This is a genomic window from Labrenzia sp. 5N (assembly GCF_012395805.1).
GTDB lineage: Bacteria > Pseudomonadota > Alphaproteobacteria > Rhizobiales > Stappiaceae > Roseibium > Roseibium algicola.
In genome coordinates this window covers 22,327-42,320 of the sequence record NZ_JAAZTM010000009.1, presented here as the reverse complement: position 1 = coordinate 42,320, position 19,994 = coordinate 22,327, and the positions used below count along the sequence as shown (strand labels likewise).

Annotated in this window: 19 protein-coding genes; 9 read left to right on the top strand and 10 right to left on the bottom strand. The window is 60.2% G+C overall.

Going from position 1 to position 19,994, the window contains the following annotated elements; all coding sequences use genetic code 11:
• The first annotated feature begins 98 nt into the window (after positions 1-98).
• The 6 genes from HEP89_RS09940 (at position 99) to HEP89_RS09915 (ending at position 5,676) form a co-directional block, all read left to right on the top strand.
• Positions 99-1,151 (top strand): MaoC family dehydratase, encoded by a 1,053-nt coding sequence (locus HEP89_RS09940; protein WP_062486615.1) that lies wholly within the window; start codon positions 99-101, stop codon positions 1,149-1,151.
• A gap of 76 nt (positions 1,152-1,227) precedes the next feature.
• The gene (locus HEP89_RS09935; protein WP_168691936.1) at positions 1,228-2,001 is read left to right on the top strand and encodes a LuxR family transcriptional regulator; all 774 of its coding nucleotides are present in this window, start codon (positions 1,228-1,230) and stop codon (positions 1,999-2,001) included.
• Between the two features lie 85 nt (positions 2,002-2,086).
• Positions 2,087-3,568 carry an indoleacetamide hydrolase gene (gene iaaH, locus HEP89_RS09930; protein ID WP_168691935.1) on the top strand — a complete coding sequence of 494 codons (1,482 nt, stop codon included), beginning with the start codon at positions 2,087-2,089 and terminating at the stop codon, positions 3,566-3,568.
• 89 nt (positions 3,569-3,657) lie between these two features.
• Positions 3,658-4,260, top strand: a complete 603-nt coding sequence (locus tag HEP89_RS09925) for an HD domain-containing protein (protein WP_023002815.1) — start codon at positions 3,658-3,660, stop codon at positions 4,258-4,260.
• A gap of 195 nt (positions 4,261-4,455) precedes the next feature.
• Entirely contained in the window at positions 4,456-4,887 is a 432-nt protein-coding gene (nudI, locus tag HEP89_RS09920) for a nucleoside triphosphatase NudI (protein ID WP_168691934.1), read from the top strand.
• A gap of 204 nt (positions 4,888-5,091) precedes the next feature.
• Positions 5,092-5,676, top strand: a complete 585-nt coding sequence (locus HEP89_RS09915) for a class I SAM-dependent methyltransferase (protein WP_168691933.1) — start codon at positions 5,092-5,094, stop codon at positions 5,674-5,676.
• A gap of 204 nt (positions 5,677-5,880) precedes the next feature.
• Here the strand turns inward: HEP89_RS09915 and HEP89_RS09910 are convergent, their stop codons facing one another.
• The 3 genes from HEP89_RS09910 to HEP89_RS09900 form a co-directional block, all read right to left on the bottom strand.
• On the bottom strand, positions 5,881-7,152 hold the full coding sequence (locus HEP89_RS09910; protein WP_168691932.1) for a murein L,D-transpeptidase family protein: 1,272 nt from the start codon (positions 7,150-7,152) through the stop codon (positions 5,881-5,883).
• A gap of 364 nt (positions 7,153-7,516) precedes the next feature.
• Entirely contained in the window at positions 7,517-8,476 is a 960-nt protein-coding gene (locus HEP89_RS09905; RefSeq protein WP_023002811.1) for an acetyl-CoA carboxylase carboxyltransferase subunit alpha, read from the bottom strand.
• Between the two features lie 331 nt (positions 8,477-8,807).
• The gene (locus tag HEP89_RS09900; RefSeq protein ID WP_208984624.1) at positions 8,808-9,641 is read right to left on the bottom strand and encodes a DUF3108 domain-containing protein; all 834 of its coding nucleotides are present in this window, start codon (positions 9,639-9,641) and stop codon (positions 8,808-8,810) included.
• Positions 9,642-9,981: 340 nt separating this feature from the next.
• Here HEP89_RS09900 and rpmB point away from each other — a divergent pair, with 340 nt between their 5' ends.
• Together rpmB and HEP89_RS09890 are read left to right on the top strand one after the other, a co-directional pair.
• Positions 9,982-10,278 carry a 50S ribosomal protein L28 gene (gene rpmB, locus HEP89_RS09895; RefSeq protein ID WP_023002809.1) on the top strand — a complete coding sequence of 99 codons (297 nt, stop codon included), beginning with the start codon at positions 9,982-9,984 and terminating at the stop codon, positions 10,276-10,278.
• Between the two features lie 116 nt (positions 10,279-10,394).
• Positions 10,395-11,060: a VUT family protein gene (locus tag HEP89_RS09890; RefSeq protein ID WP_023002808.1), complete on the top strand. Its 666-nt coding sequence runs from the start codon at positions 10,395-10,397 to the stop codon at positions 11,058-11,060.
• Between the two features lie 70 nt (positions 11,061-11,130).
• On the opposite strand, the gene HEP89_RS09885 is transcribed toward HEP89_RS09890, so the two are convergent.
• From HEP89_RS09885 to HEP89_RS09870, 4 genes are all read right to left on the bottom strand, one after another.
• Complete coding sequence (locus tag HEP89_RS09885; protein WP_077293317.1) at positions 11,131-12,171, bottom strand: esterase-like activity of phytase family protein; 1,041 nt, start codon at positions 12,169-12,171, stop codon at positions 11,131-11,133.
• Between the two features lie 19 nt (positions 12,172-12,190).
• Complete coding sequence (gene cobT / locus HEP89_RS09880; RefSeq protein ID WP_023002806.1) at positions 12,191-14,101, bottom strand: cobaltochelatase subunit CobT; 1,911 nt, start codon at positions 14,099-14,101, stop codon at positions 12,191-12,193.
• 7 nt (positions 14,102-14,108) lie between these two features.
• A complete protein-coding gene (gene cobS / locus HEP89_RS09875; RefSeq protein WP_023002805.1) occupies positions 14,109-15,095 on the bottom strand; it encodes a cobaltochelatase subunit CobS in 987 nt (328 codons plus the stop codon).
• A 67-nt stretch (positions 15,096-15,162) separates the two neighbouring features.
• Positions 15,163-15,753 (bottom strand): DnaJ domain-containing protein, encoded by a 591-nt coding sequence (locus HEP89_RS09870; protein WP_023002804.1) that lies wholly within the window; start codon positions 15,751-15,753, stop codon positions 15,163-15,165.
• Between the two features lie 179 nt (positions 15,754-15,932).
• Here HEP89_RS09870 and HEP89_RS09865 point away from each other — a divergent pair, with 179 nt between their 5' ends.
• Positions 15,933-16,196: a BolA family protein gene (locus HEP89_RS09865; RefSeq protein ID WP_023002803.1), complete on the top strand. Its 264-nt coding sequence runs from the start codon at positions 15,933-15,935 to the stop codon at positions 16,194-16,196.
• Between the two features lie 518 nt (positions 16,197-16,714).
• Here HEP89_RS09865 and HEP89_RS09860 read toward each other — a convergent pair.
• The 3 genes from HEP89_RS09860 to HEP89_RS09850 are packed head-to-tail and all read right to left on the bottom strand — an operon-like array spanning position 16,715 to position 19,866.
• Positions 16,715-18,055 (bottom strand): HlyC/CorC family transporter, encoded by a 1,341-nt coding sequence (locus HEP89_RS09860; protein WP_055659829.1) that lies wholly within the window; start codon positions 18,053-18,055, stop codon positions 16,715-16,717.
• Entirely contained in the window at positions 18,052-19,200 is a 1,149-nt protein-coding gene (gene aroB, locus HEP89_RS09855) for a 3-dehydroquinate synthase (protein ID WP_168691931.1), read from the bottom strand. Before aroB ends, HEP89_RS09860 begins: the two co-directional genes overlap by 4 nt.
• An 18-nt stretch (positions 19,201-19,218) precedes the next feature.
• On the bottom strand, positions 19,219-19,866 hold the full coding sequence (locus HEP89_RS09850; RefSeq protein ID WP_197923189.1) for a shikimate kinase: 648 nt from the start codon (positions 19,864-19,866) through the stop codon (positions 19,219-19,221).
• Positions 19,867-19,994 lie beyond the last annotated feature (128 nt).

Genomic DNA, 19,994 nt, shown 5'->3' with positions numbered 1-19,994 from the left:
GACTTACTTTCAGAAGGTCATCGGCAAAACGTCTGACTTGCTTGTGTGCACCGCAGCGGGCTTAATCCTCTCCGACAAATCAGAACCGGGAGGCACAGGTGAGCAAGACCAATCGCGGCAATTTCTTCGAAGACTTCAAGGTGGGACAGGTCATCCGCCACGCAACGCCGCGCACCGTCACCAGCGGTGACCAGGCGCTTTACACCGCGCTTTACGGCTCTCGCTTTGCGGTTCAGTCGTCAGACGCTTTCGCAAAATCCCTGGGTTATTCCCACGCCCCGGTAGACGACCTGCTGACCTTTCATATCGTCTTCGGCAAGACAGTGCCGGACATCTCGCTGAATGCCGTCGCCAATCTGGGCTATGCGGGCGGCCGGTTCCTGGCACCGGTTTTCCCGGGAGATACCATTTCCACTGTCTCCGAGGTGATCGGCAAGAAAGAGAACTCCAACGGCAAGACCGGCGTCGTCTATGTGCGCTCGACCGGCTACACCGAAAACGGCACCGAGGTGCTGGATTATGTCCGCTGGGTGATGGTCAACAAACGCGTTGCCGCCAATCCCGCGCCGGAACCGGTGGTGCCGGAACTTCCCTCAGCGCTCGATCCGCAGTCTCTCGGCACCGCCGTGCCATTGCTCGACACCGCCAATTGGGACAATGACCTAGCCGGATCCGAGTACCGTTTCGACGATTACGAGATTGGCGAGAAGATCGACCATGTCGACGGAATGACGGTGGAGGAAGCCGAGCATCAGCTGGCAACCCGTCTTTACCAGAACACCGCCAAGGTGCATTTCAACCAGCACACGGAAGCTCACAACCGTTTCGGCCACCGCCTGGTCTATGGCGGCCACGTGATCTCCATTGCCCGTGCGCTGTCGTTCAACGGGCTGGCCAACGCATTTCACATTGCCGGCATCAACGGCGGCCGCCACGTCGGCCCGCTGGCGGCAGGCGACACGGTTTATGCCTGGTCGGAAGTTCTGGACAAGGCAGACATCGACGGCCGCTCGGACGTCGGCGCGCTGCGTCTGCGCCTTGTCGCCACCAAGAACCGGACCTGCCATGACTTCCCCGGACAGGACCATGAGGACAACTACCTGCCCGAAGTGGTTCTCGATTTCGACTACTGGGCCCTGATGCCGAAATAGGCATGACACCCGGCCCGATCCTTTTGGATGACGGATCTCCTCTTCCTCGCTACCATGACGCAAGAGGAGGTCTGGCATGCTGACAACGCTTTCGGGCCGGGAAACAAATCTGATCTTCGCGATCATGCAGGACATGATCGCCATCCAGGACGCACGGCAACTCAGGCTGCAGCTTGGCACCCGCTTGCTGGACCTTCTGGAGGCGGACTACTTTGCCTCCTACGTCTGGACAAGGACCGACGGCGACACGGACGGCGTGTTCCTGAACATGGACGAGAGTAATCTCGCCGCCTACCAGCACCATTTCCAGCACTGCGATCCGATTACACCCAGGTTCCGCATGTGCCGGCGCGCCACCCACCTCGACCAGGTCATTTCCCGGGAAGACTTCCTGCGCACTGAATTCTACAACGACTTTCTGGCACGGGACGGCCTGCATCAGGGCATGAACTTCCATGCCTATGCGGCGACCGGCCATCTGGGCGACCTGCGCATCTGGCGCGGCGCCGGCAAGGAAACCTTCCAGCAGCGCGACCTGGAAATACTGAACGCGATCGGCACGTCCTTCGGACATGCCCTTGCGAACATGCAGGCACACGAACGCAAACAGCGCGATGCCGACCCCCGATTGCGCTTGACGGCCTGGGCGGGCCACCACGGGCTCACCAGCCGGGAACAGGACGTGCTTTGCCTGGTGAGTGCAGGCAAGCGCGACCGCGAGATTGCGGCGGAACTTGAAATCTCCGTCACGACCGTTCGCACCCACCTAAAGGCGATGTTTCAAAAATCGGGGGTGACCAGCCGGGCGGAACTGCTCGCCAGCGTCAACACGCGACTTTCTCTCCAATAAACGAAGCGCCTCCTCATTTTCGAGGATGCGCCGGAAAAGGCACAGGCGTTTGCTGTTTCCCTCATGCAAAAGAAGGGGAACAAACATGAAAGTGCATCTCACAGCAGGACTGACTGCGATCGCAGCCGCCTTTGCCGGTCCGGTCCTTGCCGCCGACGACATCACCACCATGAGTGCGGCGGAAACGGCGAGCGCCATAGCCGGACAGACGCTGACAGCCACGGATCTCGTCAACGCCCTCATCGCCAGAACCGGCGATGACCCGGGCAACGTCTACATAACGTTCGACAGCGAAGGCGCGCTTGCAGCCGCTGCAGCCGCCGATGAAAGCGTGAAGGCCGGTGAACCCCTCGGACCGCTGCACGGCGTGCCGATTGTCGTGAAGGACAACATTGCCTCCGCTGGCCTGCCAACCACTGGTGGGACGCCTGCCTTGAAAGGATGGGTGCCTGCAGAAGACGCGCCTGTCTTGAAGAAACTGCGCGATGCGGGCGCGATCCTGCTCGGCAAGACCAATCTTCACGAACTTGCTTTCGGCATCACCTCGAACAACGCCGCCTTCGGCGCGGTTGCCAACGCCTATGATCCGGACCGCTTTGCCGGCGGCTCGAGTGGCGGCACCGGCGCTGCGATCGGTGCCAGGCTGGCGCCCGCCGGTCTTGGAACCGACACGGGTGGCTCGGTGCGCATTCCCTCGGCACTCAACGGTGTTTCCGGTCTACGCCCGACCACAGGCCGCTACCCGGCAGAAGGTATCGTGCCGATTTCCGCGACCCGCGACACGCCCGGTCCGATTGCAAGAACTGTTTCCGACCTGGTCCTCCTCGATGCGGTGATCACGGGTAGCACTGCGACACTCGACCCTGCAGACCTCGGCACCGTCCGTCTGGGTGTTCCAGGCGTGCTGACGGACAACCTCTCACCGGAAACGGATCGTCTCTTCAAGGAAGCCCTGGACAAGCTGCAGGCCGCCGGCGTGACCCTTGTTCCCGTCGATATCAGCACGGAGCTTGAACTTGCCGGAAAAGCCGGTTTCCCGATCGCCCTGTGGGAAGTGAAACGGGATCTTGCCGCCTTTCTGGAGACGCATGAAACCGGGCTCGGGCTGCAGGACATAGCCGATGAAGTTGCCAGCCCCGACGTCAAATTCGTCTTCGACAATCTGGTGCTGGGCAACCAGGCGATCCCGGATGCAGTTTACCGGGAGGCAATGGACGACATGCGGCCTTTGATCCAGGCCGGATATGCTGAAGTCTTTGCAGCCAACAAGCTGGATGCGCTGGTTTTCCCGACAACCCCGCTGCCGGCCCAGCCCATCACCGGATCCGATGAAACCGTGTCGCTGAACGGAGAAGACGTACCGACCTTCCCCACGTTCATCCGCAACACCGACCCGGGTTCCGTCGCCGGTATTCCTGGCCTGTCCTTGCCCGCGGGGCTGACATCGGACGGCCTGCCCGTCGGCCTGGAGCTTGATGGCCCCGCCTATTCCGACCGGCATCTGCTGTCGCTCGGCCTGGCTGTCGAAGCGGTTCTGCCGCACCTTCCGGCGCCAGCGTCAAACTAGGCAGAGGGCCTTCACAGAAGCAGCGTGTTTCCTGTCTGGACTTTATCGGAAGTCCTGGCGCACACTCCCGCAAAACAGGAGCGTGCGCCATGAAAACCGTGTCCTTCACCCAGATGAAAGACGGCACCAAGGAAGACTACGATCTGCTGGCGGAAGCGGAACGGCCCTATCACGCCCTGACACCGGAACGGATCCTGTCCGAGCTGAAGCGCCAGAACGAGGACACGCTGTCCGGCTACAAGATCACCCGCATGCAGCATGGCCTTCAGGCGGCCACAAGGGCGCGTCGGGAAGGGGCGGACATCGACTGGATCGTCGGCGCGCTTCTGCATGATATCGGCGACGGGCTGGCCCCGCAGAACCACGACCGATTCTCGGCCGAAGTCATCCGCCCCTTCGTGCGGGACGAGGTTGCCTGGGTGGTGGAACATCACGGCATCTTCCAGATGCTCTATTACGGCCGTCACTATGGCTGGGACGAAAACGCCCGCGACCAGTTCAAGGATCACATGCACTTCCAGGCCTGCGCCGATTTCTGCGAACGCTGGGACCAGTCCTCCTTCGATCCCGACTATGAGATGGACACGCTGGAAAGCTTCGAACCTCTGGTGCGCGAAGTTTTCTCGCGAAAGGCCTACGATCCGGCAGTGCTGCAGGAAGGCGTTTCAAGGGGATTGCCGCCGCTGCAGTAAAAGACAAGCACGTGATCGACGCGGTAGCTTTTGTCTTTCAAAACACCGATCGACACTCCATCGCAAACAACCCGTCCATCGCCCCCTGAACCTTTCAAGGGTTCGGGAGACTGCCCCCCTGCTGCGACGAATGCCGCCGTCGCCGCGGATCGTAGCCGGAATTTTCCTCGTAAAATCAGTTAGATCGAGAAAGACATGCGTCAGAGAATTATTGTTTGCCCTTTGATCGAAAACGAAGGCGCGTACCTTCTGTGCAAGATGCCAAGCGACCGGGGTGTCTTTCCCGGACAATGGGCACTTTCGGGTGGCGGTCTGGAACAGGGTGAGCGGATGACAGAAGGGCTGCTTCGAGAAATCTCGGAAGAACTGGGATCCGACCTGACGATTGCGGAAGTCCAACCCTGGACGTTTCGCGACGATGTCCGGACAAAGACCTACCCGGACGGCACCTCCGAGCAGATTTACATGATTTATCTCATATTTGATTGCAAGGCGGCGAACCGCAGCGTTTCCGTCAACGATGAATTCGAGGACTTCGCATGGGTCCTTCCCGAAGATCTCGGCAAATATGATCTCAACGAAGCCACAAGAATGACGCTTGAAGCAAAGGGCCTGCTGCCGTCCTGACAGGTGTCGAGGATCCCGAGATCTGCCCACCTTCTCGACCAGAGCAAGCGCTCCCGCCAGGAATGCTCCGCTCAAATCCCGGCACGATAGGTTCCTTCTTCAACGACAGCCCTTTCAGGCCAACTTTGCGCCGCAAACAGCCGCCACAACTTCAAGTTATGCGAATTTGAAATTGAACCCAATGGGGAGGGGCGAGCGTCATCAATGACCAGCGAAACAGTGAACTTTTACAACACCACCGCCAAGGAATATGTTGCCGACAAGGAGACGCCTAATCCCAGATTGCCTGCCTTCCTGGAGCGATGCAAAGCAAAGGGCAGAATTCTGGAACTGGGAACCGGAGGCGGTGTGGACGCCGAGGCCATACTCAAGTCCGGCTTCGTCCTGGATGCGACGGATGGCTCGTCCGAACTCGCTGCGATAGCTGCGCAACGGTTAGGCCAGCCGGTTCAGACCATGTTGTTTAACGAGCTTGATGCGGTTGAGCTTTATGACGGCGTCTATGCCTGCGCCGCACTGACCCACGCTCCAAGAGCCGAGCTCGGCGATGTGGTTGAGAGAATTCATCGGGCGCTGCACAAAAACGGGGTGGTTTGGGCCAGTTTCAAGGTTGGCACCAACGAAGGTACAGACGCGTTTGGTCGCTACTACAATCTTCTGCCTCAGGACGAACTGACTGCGATCTGGCGAGAAGCGGCAACCTGGCGCATCCTGGAAACAGAAACCTGGTTGGGAAGTGGTTACGACCGCAAACCAACCCAATGGGCCGCCATCACCGCGATCAAATAACGTCCGTTGAGGCAGGCTGTGCCGGCGGGCTTGCGCCGCGAGCTCCCCACATCACGCAAGTTCTGCTCACTCCACCGTCACGCAGTTCGGATCGCATTCCCTCCACATCCTGAGGACTTTGCAATCCTCTGGATGTGGACATCATCCGGGGGGCGGGATCTCCATGGAGCTGAAGACCGGGTATGAGGCTGAAGCCGGGACCGATCAGTTCGGCTTGGTATCCGGAACCACTTCGGTTTCGATCGGGCCAACACCAGCGCCTTCTTCCGAGGCTTTCGGACCGAAGGGTACCCAGCGCTTGAAGAAGCTTCCGACAGAGCTGCCACCAGACTGGTCCTGCGGGGCAAAGGCGGTCTCGACCGCCGAGCCCGGACGCCGCTGTGCTGCCGGAGCCGCTTCTGCAGGAACTGCAGCCGTCGCCGTTTCGGCTGCGGGCTGTACGTCAGGCGCAGCCGTCTCAGCCGTGGCAACAGCCGGGTTGGTGTCGTCCTCACCACCGCCGAGCGCTTCGGCAAGCCGGTTGGAGCGCTCTTCCCAGCGCTTCTGGCGCTCGTCACGAGCATCGAAGCGGGCAGCAAGCTGCTGGTATTTCTCGTTGTCGCGGCGCTGCTTGGAGGCAACTGCCGTGGCGATGCTCGGGCTCACCTGATAGTCGGGGCATTTGGCGCTGGCCCGGAAGGGTACGCCTTCCACCAGCGTGGTGGCATCGAACACGTATTTCTTCTCGCAGACGGAAATCTGCGGCGGGGTCTGCGTGATCTCGAAATGGTCGTAGCCGGTCTTCAGCATTTTCCAGAATTCCATGTGCTCGCTGTCGCGGTGGCGAGCCATGTTTTCCGGCGTCATGCGGAAGGGAAAGGCCTGAACCTGGAAGGAGCGCTGACCACCCTTGAAGCTGTCGCGGGCAAGCGCGTAGATGTCCTGGACCTGCTCGTCCGTCATCGCGTAGCAGCCACGGGACGAACAGGCGCCATGCACCATCAGATGCGAGCCGGTGCGGCCGTGGGAGCGGTCATAGGAATTCGGGTAACCGAGGTTGAAAGCCAGGTGATAACTGGAATTCGGGTTCATCAGGGCAGGCGTGATCTCGTAGAAGCCTTCCGGGGCCTGACGGTCGCCTTCCTTGAACTTCGGGCCGAGCTTGCCGGACCATTTGCAGATCTCGAACTCGTCCAGAAGCTGATATTTGCCCGTGCGGGTCTGTTTCCAGACTTCCAGAGCACTTTCTTCCTTGAAGATCCGGATCATGATCGGCGAGGTCGAGCTCATGTTGAGATCGTTCATCTTGCGCTTGATCGACGCGCTGACAGGCTGCTGCGCCTTGTTGGGGCCTGCAGTGAATTCGTCTGCCTGGCAAGCCGCCAGCACACCGGCAAGCATCAGCGCCGCACCAAGACGGGCTGCCTTGCGGCCACTCAGGCCGTTGTTGCCAAGAAGAAGGCCGGCTGGCGTGTTCATAAGGCGCCGAAAGACCATGATACTGTCCCAAACTAAGCGGAAACCGACAAAGGCGAACGAACTGCCTTGCCGCACTTCCTGCGTCCTCGCCCCCGCGCAAAGGCTAGGGAATGATGGTTGACGATAAGTTACTGAAACCGGATTGTGCCTGCGACCAAAATAATGGTGATAGGAACAAAAACTTGCCCAAGCGTCATCTTGTGCGTCCCAACTTCGCCTGAATGACGGCAAATTCTGGCCACAGGATGGCAAAAAGGCCGCTTTTACGGCGGCCTTGCATCGTTTTTTTCCGAAATACAGCAGTTTGGTGAACAGCGCGGTTACCAGCGTGGCGATATCGCCGAACCCGGCAACCGGAAGACACCAGGTCGAGCAGGAAGATCTAGCTCAGGGTTCTGCCGATAGCGATGAATTTTTCGCGCCGCTGCTTGCGTATTTCATCCGGCGACAGGCCTGCCAGTTCTTTCAGCGCAGATTCGATCGCCTTGCCCGCGTTGTCGATAACGATTTCGCGTGCACGGTGCGCACCGCCGACAGGCTCCTTGATGATGTCATCGATGACACCGAGCTGCTTGAGATCCTGTGCGGTAATTTTCAGTGCTGTCGCAGCGTCCTGCGCCTTGGCGCTGTCGCGCCACAGGATGGAGGCGGCGCCTTCCGGTGAAATCACCGAATAGATCGCGTGTTCCATCATGAGAACCTTGTTGGCGGTCGCGATCGCGATCGCGCCACCGGAGCCGCCTTCGCCAATGACGACGGAAACGGACGGCGTTCCAAGGCCGAGGCCGACATCCGTCGAGCGGGCGATGGCTTCGGACTGGCCGCGCTCTTCAGCCCCGCGTCCCGGATAGGCGCCGGAGGTGTCGACGAAGGTGATCAGCGGCAGGCCGAAACGTTCGGCCATTTCCATAACCCGGACCGCCTTGCGGTAACCTTCCGGACGGACCATGCCGAAGTTGTGCTTCAGACGCGTTTCGGTGTCGTGGCCTTTTTCCTGAGCCAGCACAGCCACCGACTGACCGCGAAAACGACCGATACCGGCGATCAGCGCCGCATCTTCGGCAAACTTCCTGTCACCGGCAAGCGGTGTAAAATCCTCGATCAGACCGGCGATATAGGCAACGGCATGCGGGCGATCGGGATGGCGGGCAACGAGCGTTTTCTGCCAGGGCGTCAGTTTGGCGTAGAGGTCCTGCAGCGTTTGCGAGGATTTCGTTTTCAGCCGGTCGATTTCACTGTCGACATTGACGGCTTCGCCATCTTCCCCGGCCAGAGCGCGCAGCTCCTGGATCTTGCCTTCAATGTCTGCAACGGGCTTTTCGAATTCCAAATAGCTGTGCATTTACTCGGTTACCTGAAACAAGCCGGCACCGCCTTACGTCCGGCGGCCGCTCCGGAAATTCTGTCACAAGATCGAAGGATTACCAGCCGAAAGCGACCAGCCACCCGAATGTCGATCATTTCAAAGACGTTCAAGCATCTTTGCCGCGTCTGAACAACGCAAGATGCTCCAGGCAACGCAAGCGTGCCTGAACGCATAGTTGGAGGGCTGTATCAAGAGACGCAAGTGGGCGCAAGTCTCGGTGTGCCGGCAAACAGGGATTGAAAGCCTCTCGCGCCTGGGAAACCCTTCCCGGTTTTTTTGCCGGAAAGGGCCGAAGAAGGGTCGGTAATCAGTCGACGGATGCCTGATCGCTGCCGGCACCGTCGATCTTGAGCTTGTCCGCTTCCACGATCAGGCGGCCGTTCTTGGTGTCGATGGAAATCCGGTAGGGGACGAGCACGTTGTCACGGCCCATCGGCGCAACCCACACTTCCATGTTGGCCTGAGCCATGTATTTGACCGAATCCTTGGACGGGCGGTGCCCGGCGACAGGTACCCAGCGGGCCTTGCAGACAACGACCTGGCCGTCATAGCCGTGGCCGGAGACTTCCTTCGTGCCGGAATAGCTCAGCTTGATATCGAACCGTGTCCAGCCGTCGAACACCGGCAGACGACGCGAACAGGCCTTCGGGCCGAGGCTGTCCTTGGCACGGCCGACCGGCATCAGAGCGGCGCTCAGCGGATCGATCGCATTGCGCGTATGCCGGTCCGTCACCTTGATCCGCTCCGGATTGGGCTTGAATTGCGGCGCGACTTCCATTGAGCGGATGGACCCTGAGCCCTGGCTCAGGTTGACGTAGAAATCGAGATTGGAGGCGTGCGACGCCATCCTGTATTTCGACGGTACGACCCGCGATCCGACCATCCAGCCGGATGCTTCCGCCCCACCCTTGCCGGTGGTGAACAGCGTGCCGATACCTGCCGGCTCCAGGCTGACCTTGGCCGAATAGGCATTGCCCTGCATGACGAGCGACAGCGTTCCGCGCCCGACCTTGAAGCCGGCAATCGAAATATTGTAAAGGCCGCCGACGCTGTTTTTCTTGGCTTCCGCCGGTGTCGTCAGCAGCGCCGCAGCAAGCATTGGCAGGGCGACCAGCCGCCCGAGAGACATCAAACCAAACACTTCAAAACCTCCGGACTGCCGTCTGGCAGCGAATTGCGCCCCCGCGCCATGAGTGTTCCGCGACGGAAAGATACCATAAATCCCGCTCGATGAACGACCCCAATCATTCTAAATTATGGTAACTCAGTGGTTAACAGCCGGGCGTCCTGCAAATAAAAGCAGTGAATCTCCGCAAAGCGGCGGAGATGTCTTGACGTTGGCCTTCACTCCCATTATAGCGGGGCAACTTTTTCCGAGAAATGCCGGAGACGATGTCGCCGGGCCTCAGGTCCGCGCCGGTTCCGGTTGGACTTGCTGGGTTCAAAGTAACGGCCCAGCCACGAAAACAAAAGGTGATATCATGGCACGCCGTTGCGAACTCTCCGGCAAAGATGTGATGACGGGCAACAACGTCTCCCACGCTAACAACAAGTCCCGCCGCCGGTTCCTGCCGAACCTGTGCAACGTGTCCCTCATCAGCGACACGCTCGGCGAAACCTTCAAGCTGAAGGTCTGCGCACACGCACTGCGCTCCGTCGAACACCGCGGTGGCCTGGACGCATACCTGATGAAGGCAAGCGACGCGGACCTGTCCGATGCTGCTCGCAAGATCAAGGTCGACATCAAGCGCAAGCAGGCTGAAGCCGCTGCCGCTTAAGGCCTGAAGCGCCTGCACGGCTCGTTCCGGCAGCAGGCAGCTCGCATACTTGCAAAGAACCTTTTCAGGACGCCCAATCGATATCGGTTGGGCGTCTGTCGTTATGAGGTGAACACATGACCGAAACCCGGACCTTTTCCGCGAGCCATCACGTAGTCGCCATTCTGGCGATGGCGGCCGTTGTCGTTGCATCCAACTTTCTGGTCCAGTTCCCAGTCGAGCATTTCATCGGCGGTGTCAATCTTGCCGATACGCTCACGTGGGGTGCGTTCACCTACCCGGTCGCCTTCCTGGTGACCGATCTCACCAACCGCCGCTTCGGCCCGACCGCCGCACGCAAGGTTGTGATTGCCGGCTTCCTGATTGCCGTGGTCCTGTCGATCTGGCTGGCGACGCCCCGTATTGCCATCGCCTCCGGCACCGCGTTCCTGGTCGCGCAATTGCTGGACGTGACGATATTCGACCGCATGCGAAAGCTGGCCTGGTGGAAAGCGCCGATCACCTCTTCCTTCATCGGCTCGGTAATCGACACGCTCCTGTTCTTCGGCATCGCCTTTTCCGCCAGCTTTGCCTTCATCGACGGCCTGTTCGGGATGGACGACAGCTCGCTCGCCTTCCCGGTGCCCTTCCTGGGCATCAGCGACGATACCCAGGCGCTGCTGTGGGTGTCGCTGGCCGTGGGAGACTTCCTGGTAAAGATGCTGGTTGCCGTCGCCCTGCTCGCCCCTTACCGCATCGTGCTCGGCCTGTTTCAGGCCATGCCGAAGGGAACTGCCGCCTAGGCACCAGGCGCGAAAAAGGCGGGGTTGGTCGTTCGGAAATCGACTCGCCGGGCAGAAGTGCTCCCGCGCCTCAATCTTCCAGTCGAAACCTCAGGAACAAGGTCCTCTGCAGGATCGAACGGTTGTTGTCGGAGACAAGCGTCAGGATTGTTTCACCGTTTTCATTGGTGTGAATACCCAGAGCTTCCATGTTGTCGATCTGGGAGTTGAAGTCGGCTTCCAGCAGCAACTCGCCTTCCAGAACGGCTCCGGCAGCAATGTCGGCTCCTTTGAACCGCCGCAGCCGCAGGCCGATCAGATCACGCAGGCTGAAACGGCGCTCCACCAGAATCATGTCGCCGCCGGGCAGAAACGCCGCATCCGTCGCATCGAAGCGCTCATACCGGCGAATGGTGAAGCGTTCCGTGCCGTCCGGACCAATGATGAAGCCAGACAGATCATGCAGGTCACTTGGCGCTGATTCCGCGACAGCCACGAGCTTGCCGGCCAACGGGCCGTCCTCCGGCCCGGCCGCCAGAGCTTCCAGACCGGTGTTGCGCGGCAGATCGCGAATATCCTGCGGCAGCGCGACTTCACCGATCATCCTTTCCTTGCCGGTCGAAATCGGCCACGGATATCGGTAGATGGCGTTGCGGGTTTCAGCAGTGACATAAAGACCGGAGCCCGACAGCGTCAGTGCCTCGGTATCATGACCCCAGCGTGCATCGAGCGTTTTGCCATCGGCACCCAAAAGCGGCGCGAACCGCAAGTCTTCGATCTCCGTCGGCTTGCCATCCGCTGTCTGCACGATTCGGCCACTGACCCAATGCCCGTTGTCGGTGACCGCCAGAAACGCGCTTCCCCCGTCCAGACTGATCAGACCGGAAAGCCCGCCGACCTTGCGGTCCGCGGCTATCAGCTCCAGACCGCCAAGAAAAGTCAGCTTGCCGAAGGTCGTATCGGCAAGCCCTATGCGGAATGTGTCGATGGACCGGGTACGGGCCTTGACCGGCTGTGCGTCCGAAAGCAGCTCCGGCGCCCCGGCGGCGGCGGGCGCAGCAAACCAGAAAGTGGAGAGAAAGACGGCAGCCAGCGCGAAGCTGCCTGCCGAAAGACGCCTTTCTGCTCCCATGTTTTCCAGATCCTGCCGACTAACGATGACCCGCGCGGCGACGGCGGCCACGCGTGTTGAAGGAGGTGTCCACCTCGTCGTCGAAAAGGTTGGCAAGCTGGTCTGTCATGGCACCCGCAAGTTCTTCGGCATCGACAATGGTGACCGCCCGTCGGTAGTAGCGCGTGACGTCGTGTCCGATACCGATGGCGATCAGCTCGACCGGTGACCGGGTCTCGATTTCCTCGATGACGTAGCGCAGGTGGCGCTCCAGATAGTTGCCCGGGTTGACCGAAAGCGTGGTGTCGTCCACCGGCGCGCCGTCGGAAATCATCATCAGGATGCGACGTTGTTCGGGCCGCGCCATCAGCCGGTCATGAGCCCACAGCAGGGCTTCGCCGTCGATGTTTTCCTTCAAAAGGCCCTCGCGCATCATCAGGCCGAGGTTGCGCCGGGCCCGGCGCCAGGGCGCATCCGCGGACTTGTAGATGATGTGGCGCAGATCGTTGAGCCGGCCAGGTGTCGGCGGCTTGCCCGCACCGATCCAGCTCTCCCGCGACTGGCCGCCTTTCCAGGCCTTGGTGGTGAAGCCGAGGATCTCGACCTTCACGCCGCAGCGCTCCAGCGTGCGCGCCAGAATGTCGGCACAAGTGGCGGCAACGGTGATCGGACGCCCGCGCATGGAGCCCGAGTTGTCCAGAAGCAGCGTCACGACCGTGTCGCGGAAATTGGTGTCCCGCTCCTGCTTGAAGGCAAGCGGGGCCATCGGATCGGTTACGGCACGGGTCAGTCTGGCGGTGTCCAGAAGCCCTTCTTCAAGGTCGAAGTCCCAGGCCCGGTTCTGCTGCGCCATCAGCTTGCGCTGCAACCGGTTGGCAAGGCGCGCCACGGCCCCTTGCAGGTGGGTCAACTGCTTGTCCAGGAACCCGCGCAGACGATCGAGCTCCGCCATGTCGCAAAGTTCTTCAGCGGTAATCGTCTCGTCAAACTGGGTGGTGAACACCCGGTAGTCGGATTCCGGCCGGTTGGAAAACGGCGTATCGGGTCGGTCGCTTTCGCCCGGTTCCTCGGTATCCTCAGACATGTCCTGATCGGCGAAGTCTTCCATATCGGCTTCGGCAGCTTCCGTATCGCCGCTTTCCTGCTCTTCGCCGGAAAGTTCCATCTCCTGCGGAGAGGCTTCCTGTTCGCCGGAATCTTCTTCGCTGTCGTCGCCCGATTCAGCTTCGTCGTTGTTGCCCTGGTCCTCGTTTTCTTCCGGGTCCATGTCCTGGTCGTGATCGCCAAGCTCATCGCCCATGTCGAGCGATTTCAGGACGTCCCGCAGACGGGCCGCGAAAGAATTCTGGTCCTCGACTTCGGCTTCCAGCCTGTCAAGGTCGGCACCGGCCTTGTCCTCGATCCAGCCACGCCACATGTCGACGAGCTTGGTCGCGCTTTCCGGCGGCTTCGCACCGGTCAGGCGTTCACGCACCAGCAGGGACAGGGCATCCTGCAGCGGCGCTTCTTCCCGGCTGGAGATATCCGGCGCACCGGACTTGCGGAACCGGTCGTCCAGCATCACAGACAGGTTGTCGGCAACCCCTTGCATCCGACGTGCGCCAACGGCTTCGCAGCGGGCCTGTTCGACCGCTTCGAAAATCGCCCGCGCGTCCGGGCCCTGCGGCATGTTCTTGGAATGAACAGCCTTGTCGTGGCAGGCAATGCGCAGGGCGATGCTGTCCGACAGGCCACGGGTGATCGCGATCTCGCGCGCGTTGATCTTGCGCGAAGGCTCGGGCAAGCGCGCGGACATGCCGCTGAGACCGGGCCGGTCACCGGAAAAGATGACTTCCAGTTCCGGTTCTCCGGAAATCGCCCGCATGGTACCGGACACCGATTGCTTGAATGGCTCGGTGCTCGGTGCGGGCTTGTTGCCCGGAAGGGAATTGTGACCCGGCCGCGGTGCCATCGGGACCTCAGCTCATGACTACGTTGACGGAGGATTCCGGCAGATCTTCACCGAAGCAGCGCTGATAGAACTCTGCCACCAGGGACTGTTCCATGTCGTCGCACTTGTTGAGGAAGGTCAGGCGGAAGGAAAAGCCGACATCGCCGAATATCTGGGCATTTTCCGCCCAGGTAATGACCGTACGCGGGCTCATGACCGTGGACAGGTCGCCGTTGATGAAGGCGTTCCGGGTCATGTCCGCCAGGCGTACCATCTTGGAAACGGTATTGCGGCCTTCGTCCGACTGGAAGTGCTTGGCCTTCGACAGAACGATATCCACCTCGTTGTCATGCGGCAGGTAGTTCAGCGTGGTGACGATCGACCAACGGTCCATCTGCGCCTGGTTGATCTGCTGTGTGCCGTGATAAAGACCTGAGGTATCGCCGAGACCAACCGTGTTGGCGGTGGCGAACAGCCGGAAGGCGGCATGCGGACGGATGACCCGGCTCTGGTCGAGCAGCGTCAGGCGGCCGGAAGATTCCAGAATACGCTGGATCACGAACATCACGTCCGGACGGCCGGCGTCGTATTCGTCGAAGACCAGCGCGACATTGTGCTGATAGGCCCAGGGCAGGATCCCGTCGCGAAACTCGGTGACCTGCTTGCCGTCCTTGATCACGATCGCGTCCTTGCCGACTAGATCGATACGGGAAATATGGCTGTCCAGGTTGACGCGAATACACGGCCAGTTGAGACGCGACGCCACCTGCTCGATGTGGGTCGATTTACCGGTACCGTGATACCCGGTCACCATCACGCGCCGGTTATGAGCAAAACCCGCCAGGATCGCCAACGTGGTCGCGCGGTCGAACAGGTAGTCTTCGTCACGCTCGGGCACATGTTCTGACGGCGCGGAAAATGCAGGTACCTTGAGGTCGGACTTGAAACCGAAAACCTCTTCTACGGAAATTTCAGTGTCCGGCATGGCCATGGCCGCAGTCGTCGTCTCAGTCATCAGTCCTCCGCAGTCCCGGAAGTTCGGGAAGGGTCGTTTGGGAAAAGCCGGCAGGACCCTGCAGGCTCTAAAGGAAACCGGCTTTTTTCAGAACGTTATACGCCTGAATGATTTCCCGCAGGCGGTCTTCGGAAGACCTGTCACCGCCATTGGCATCCGGATGGTTCAATTTAACAAGCTCCTTATAGCGCGCTTTGATTTCGGCGCCACGGGCTGTGTAAGGCAGATTGAGCACATCCAGGGAACGTTTTTCAAGCGTTAGTAGCTTTCTTTCGCGCGGACGCCGAACTTGCTCGGTGCGCCGCTGCGCATTGGAGCGCATGCTGGAGCGGGCGTCGAACCCGTCCGGCCCCTCGGCTGCCTGCCGGTTTACGCCCATTTTCCAGGTCGGCCGGTGCCCCGTCAGACTGTCCTTCTGATAGGTGCGCACGTCGTCGTCGCCCATACCTGTAAAATAGTTGTAGGACTTGTTGTATTCGCGCACATGGTCGACGCAGAAATTGAAATACTGCCCCTCCCGGTCACGCCCTTTCGGCGCCCGGTGCGTGCCTGGCCGCTTGCAACCCGGATGGTCGCACGAAGGATGGCGGTCCTGTTCCACCCGTTCCTTGTCCGGTTTCACACGGATGCTGTCGAAGAGTTTTGAGTCCAGTTTCATGCGCCGAAATATTGAAGTGTGAGGGCCGACGGGCAAGCCGCAGGCCGTTGCATTGTCCCGGTATCCAAAGTTAATTTCCCCGCACCGGATTTCGAAAGTCGAAGAGCCCGGCACTGTATCAGGCAGGGCCGGACCACGAAAGACTTGAACTTCGAAAACAGCTACGCCAAGTGAGACACATGAGCACAAAGCAGACGATCACCGACAAACTCTCCGCAGCCTTCTCGCCGTCTTTTCTGAACGTCATCGACGAGTCGGAAAAGCACAGGGGCCACGGTGGCTGGCGCGAGGGCGGCGAAACCCACTTCCGGGTACAGATCGCCGCAGCCGCTTTCGAAGGCATGAACCGGGTTGCACAACATCGAGCGATCAACGAGACGCTCTCCCATGAACTGGCGACCACCGTGCACGCTTTAGCGATCGAAGTTCAACGCCCAGAATGAGATTCGTTTAATATTCCCGATGGATGAACTAAGACAAACAGCAAATTACATAAGCTGCCTCACGGTAGTTATATGTTTATTTTTAGTATATTCGGCATCAATGCTGATCTACGATCTACCGTTCACATTTAACGAAATACTTTTACACTACGGATGCTTATCACTCGCCGCAACTTTCAGCCTGTTTCTGATTTTCGGAAACGTGAAAAGATATTTCATCGTCAAAACAACCCTTAGAGCGATTTCAAGGAACTATCTCTTGCGCTGCTGCGTGTTGTTTCTATCTACCCTGATCGTATTGGCGGCAATAACAGAGCTTCTTACTCTTTTCGAGTTCACCAATATCGCTCTAGCCAGCATATTTTTTTCTTTAATTCTACTTATATACGCCGCACTTAGCAGAGCAATACTGAGATTTGTTTTCTTACGCACTCTATAAGTTAACAGATGCAAGCATCCACAAGCACAGCTGAAGACAACACGCGCCCCTTAACTCGCTCAACGATCAAGCGCCTTGCTTAACCGCCCGCTTTCGCAGCCGCGCCCGCAACGGCCTGGGCAGCTCCGGCCGGCATCTTGACGCCGGGAATCTGGCCAAGCGGCATGATGCGCAGCCGCGTGATGCGGTTCTTCTCCCGCCGCAGCACCGTGAAGCGGAAGCCGTGGAAGGTGAAGATCTGGCGCTCGTCCGGAATCATCCGCGCTTCGTGAATGACAAGACCGGCAATCGTGGTCGCCTCGTCGTCCGGCAGGCTCCAGTCGGCAGCGCGGTTGAGGTCGCGAATCGGCACCGAGCCGTCGACAATCACCGAGCCATCGGCTTGCGGCCGCAGGCCTTCCAGCTCCACGTCGTGCTCATCGGCGATCTCGCCGACGATTTCTTCCAGAATGTCTTCCAGCGTGACCAGGCCCATCACCTCGCCATACTCGTCAACCACGAGCGCGAAATGGGACTTGTGCCGCAGGAATGCATTGAGCTGATCCTGAAGCGAGGTCGTGTCGGGAACGAACCAGGCCGGGGCAGCGATATCCAGAACGTTGATCTTCGCAGCATCGCCACCGGCAGCCTGCAACGCACGCAGCAGATCCTTGGCATGCAGCACGCCGACGAAATTGTCGCTCTCCCCGCGCCAGAGCGGCAGGCGGGTATAGGGCGATGCCAGAGCCGCGTTCACCAGCTTGTCCGGCGCATCGTCCGCATTCAGCGCCACCATGTTGGTGCGGTGAACCATCACGTCCGAGACTTCCAGTTCCGCCAGGTCGAGCAAACCGCCGAGGCGATCGCGCTCACCCTTTTCCAGGCCACCTTCGATATGCTGCAGATCGACGGCGCCGCGCAGTTCCTCATGCGGCGACAGGATCGAGGTGTCGTCGCCGATATTGACGCCAACCAGCTTCAGGATGTTGCGGACAATCCACTCCACCCCGACCACGATCGGACCGAACACGGCCACCACGAAGCGCACGATCGGCGCCACCGCCAGCGCAAACCGCTCCGGATTCGAAATGGCCCAGGTCTTCGGCAGCACTTCGGCAAAAACCAGAACGAGGGCGGTCATCACCAGGGTGGCAAGCGCAACGCCAGCGTCGCCGAAAAGGGACAGGAACACACTGGTTGCCAGCGCAGACGCCAGAATGTTGACCAGGTTGTTACCCAGGAGCAGCGCGCCGATCAGACGTTCCCGGTTGGCGATCAGCAGGCTGACCACCCGGGCGCGCCAGTCGCCGGTTTTTTCCATCTGGTGCATGCGCGCGCGCGATGCGGCGGTGAGTGCCGTTTCCGAACCGGAAAAGAAGCCGGACAGGAACAGGAGAACGAAGATGGCGACAATCGCCAGCCAGAGAGCCGTTTCCGTCATGCCTCGAGTTTCTCCTTCAGGAAGTCAGAGACCAGTGCGGGATCGACGCCTTTTTCGACAAAGGCTTCGCCGATACCGCGCGTCAGAATGAAGGTCAGCGCCCCCCGGCTGACCTTCTTGTCCTGCGCGATGATATCCATAAGCGTTTCAGCCGGCGGCAGCTGACCGGGGATGTCCTGCACCCGCACTGGCAGGCCGACATCGCTCAGATGCTTGTGGACACGTTCGACGGTGTCCTCGCCGATCAGGCCGAGGCGCTGAGAGAATTCATGTGCCAGCATCATGCCGATGGAAACGCCTTCGCCATGGACAAGACGCTCGGTCTCGTAGGCGACCGCCGATTCAAGCGCGTGGCCGAACGTGTGACCCAGATTGAGCAGCGCCCTGCGGCCGGATTCCAGCTCGTCGGCAGCAACCACATCCGCCTTTGCCTGACAGGACCTTGCGACGGCCTCGTCCCGCTCCACGCCACCTGCAAAAACCGCCTGCCAGTTGGACTCCAGCCAGGTGAAGAAATCCGCATCACCCAAGAGCCCGTATTTGGCGACTTCCGCATAACCGGCGCGGAAGTCACGCAGCGGCAGCGTATCCAGAATGGCAGTATCGGCCAGCACCAGGGCGGGCTGGTGGAAAGCGCCGATCAGGTTCTTGCCATGACGTGAATTGATGCCGGTCTTGCCGCCGACGGAACTGTCGACCTGGGCAAGAAGCGTGGTCGGCACCTGAATGAAGGCCATGCCACGGCGCACGGCCGAGGCGACAAAGCCCGTCAGGTCACCGACGACACCGCCGCCAAGGGCGACGACCGCGTCGCCGCGCTCCAGCCGGGCGGCCAGAACCTCGTCGCACAGGCGCTCGAATTCACGAAAACATTTGGTGCTTTCGCCTGCCGGTACCGTGATGGCGGTGTGCTCCAGACCGGCAGCCTTGAGGCTCTGCGAAAAAGCCTTCAGATGAAGGCCCGCAACGGTTTCATCGGCAACGACCGCAAGACGCGCGCCGGGCATAACGGCGGCGATTTCCGCTCCCGCTCCCTCAAGCACCCCCCGACCGATCTTGATGTCGTAACTGCGCGCGCCAAGATCGACCCGGACGATCTTCTCGTCCCGGCCCAACAATGCTTTTGCCACTACCGTGTCTACCATGCCGTCACGCTTCTAAATTCAGCTCATTGATGTTTGCGCGGCGCTGGTGGCCTCGCGTTCGAACAGGTGATCCGCAAGGGTGGCGACGATCTGATCGACCACCGCCTCATGCGGAACGTCCTTGGAGGTGACCGTCAGCGCCGCCTTGGCATAGACGGGCTCGCGGTCAGCCATCAGCTTGCGCATCGTTCCCTCGGGATCGGGGTTCTGCAGCAGCGGACGCGTGGACCTGCGCCGGACCCGTGCCATGACCGTGTCGAAATCGACTTTCAACCAGATGGACAGTCCAAGCTCGGCGATTTCCGCCCGCGTTGCCTCGCTCATGAAAGCGCCGCCGCCCGTTGCCAGCACCTGCGGTCCTTCACGCAGAAGACGGGCGATCACCCGTTCTTCACCGCTGCGAAAATAAGGCTCGCCGTGTTCGGCGAATATTTCCGCCACGCTCATGTTGGCCGCGCGCTCGATTTCGGTATCGGCGTCGACAAATTCAAGGCCCAGCCGGTGCGCCAGCCGCTTGCCGACGGTCGACTTGCCACAGCCCATGATTCCCACCAGAACGATGGACCGATGCCCCAGGGCAGCTACCAGGCGGGCCAGATCAACGGGTTTTACGTCTGTCTCCGCGGATCCTCCTTCGGAAGACCGCGCCTTGTCGTGTTCTATCATGGCGGCGTTTTAGCATATTCGTCAAAAAAGACACGGGGGAACTCCGCCTGCCGGACTGCTGCTTTGCCTTGCATGCGCCCCCGCCTTGTTGAAACAATCGCCTATCCGATTCGCTTGCCCGTGAGCGG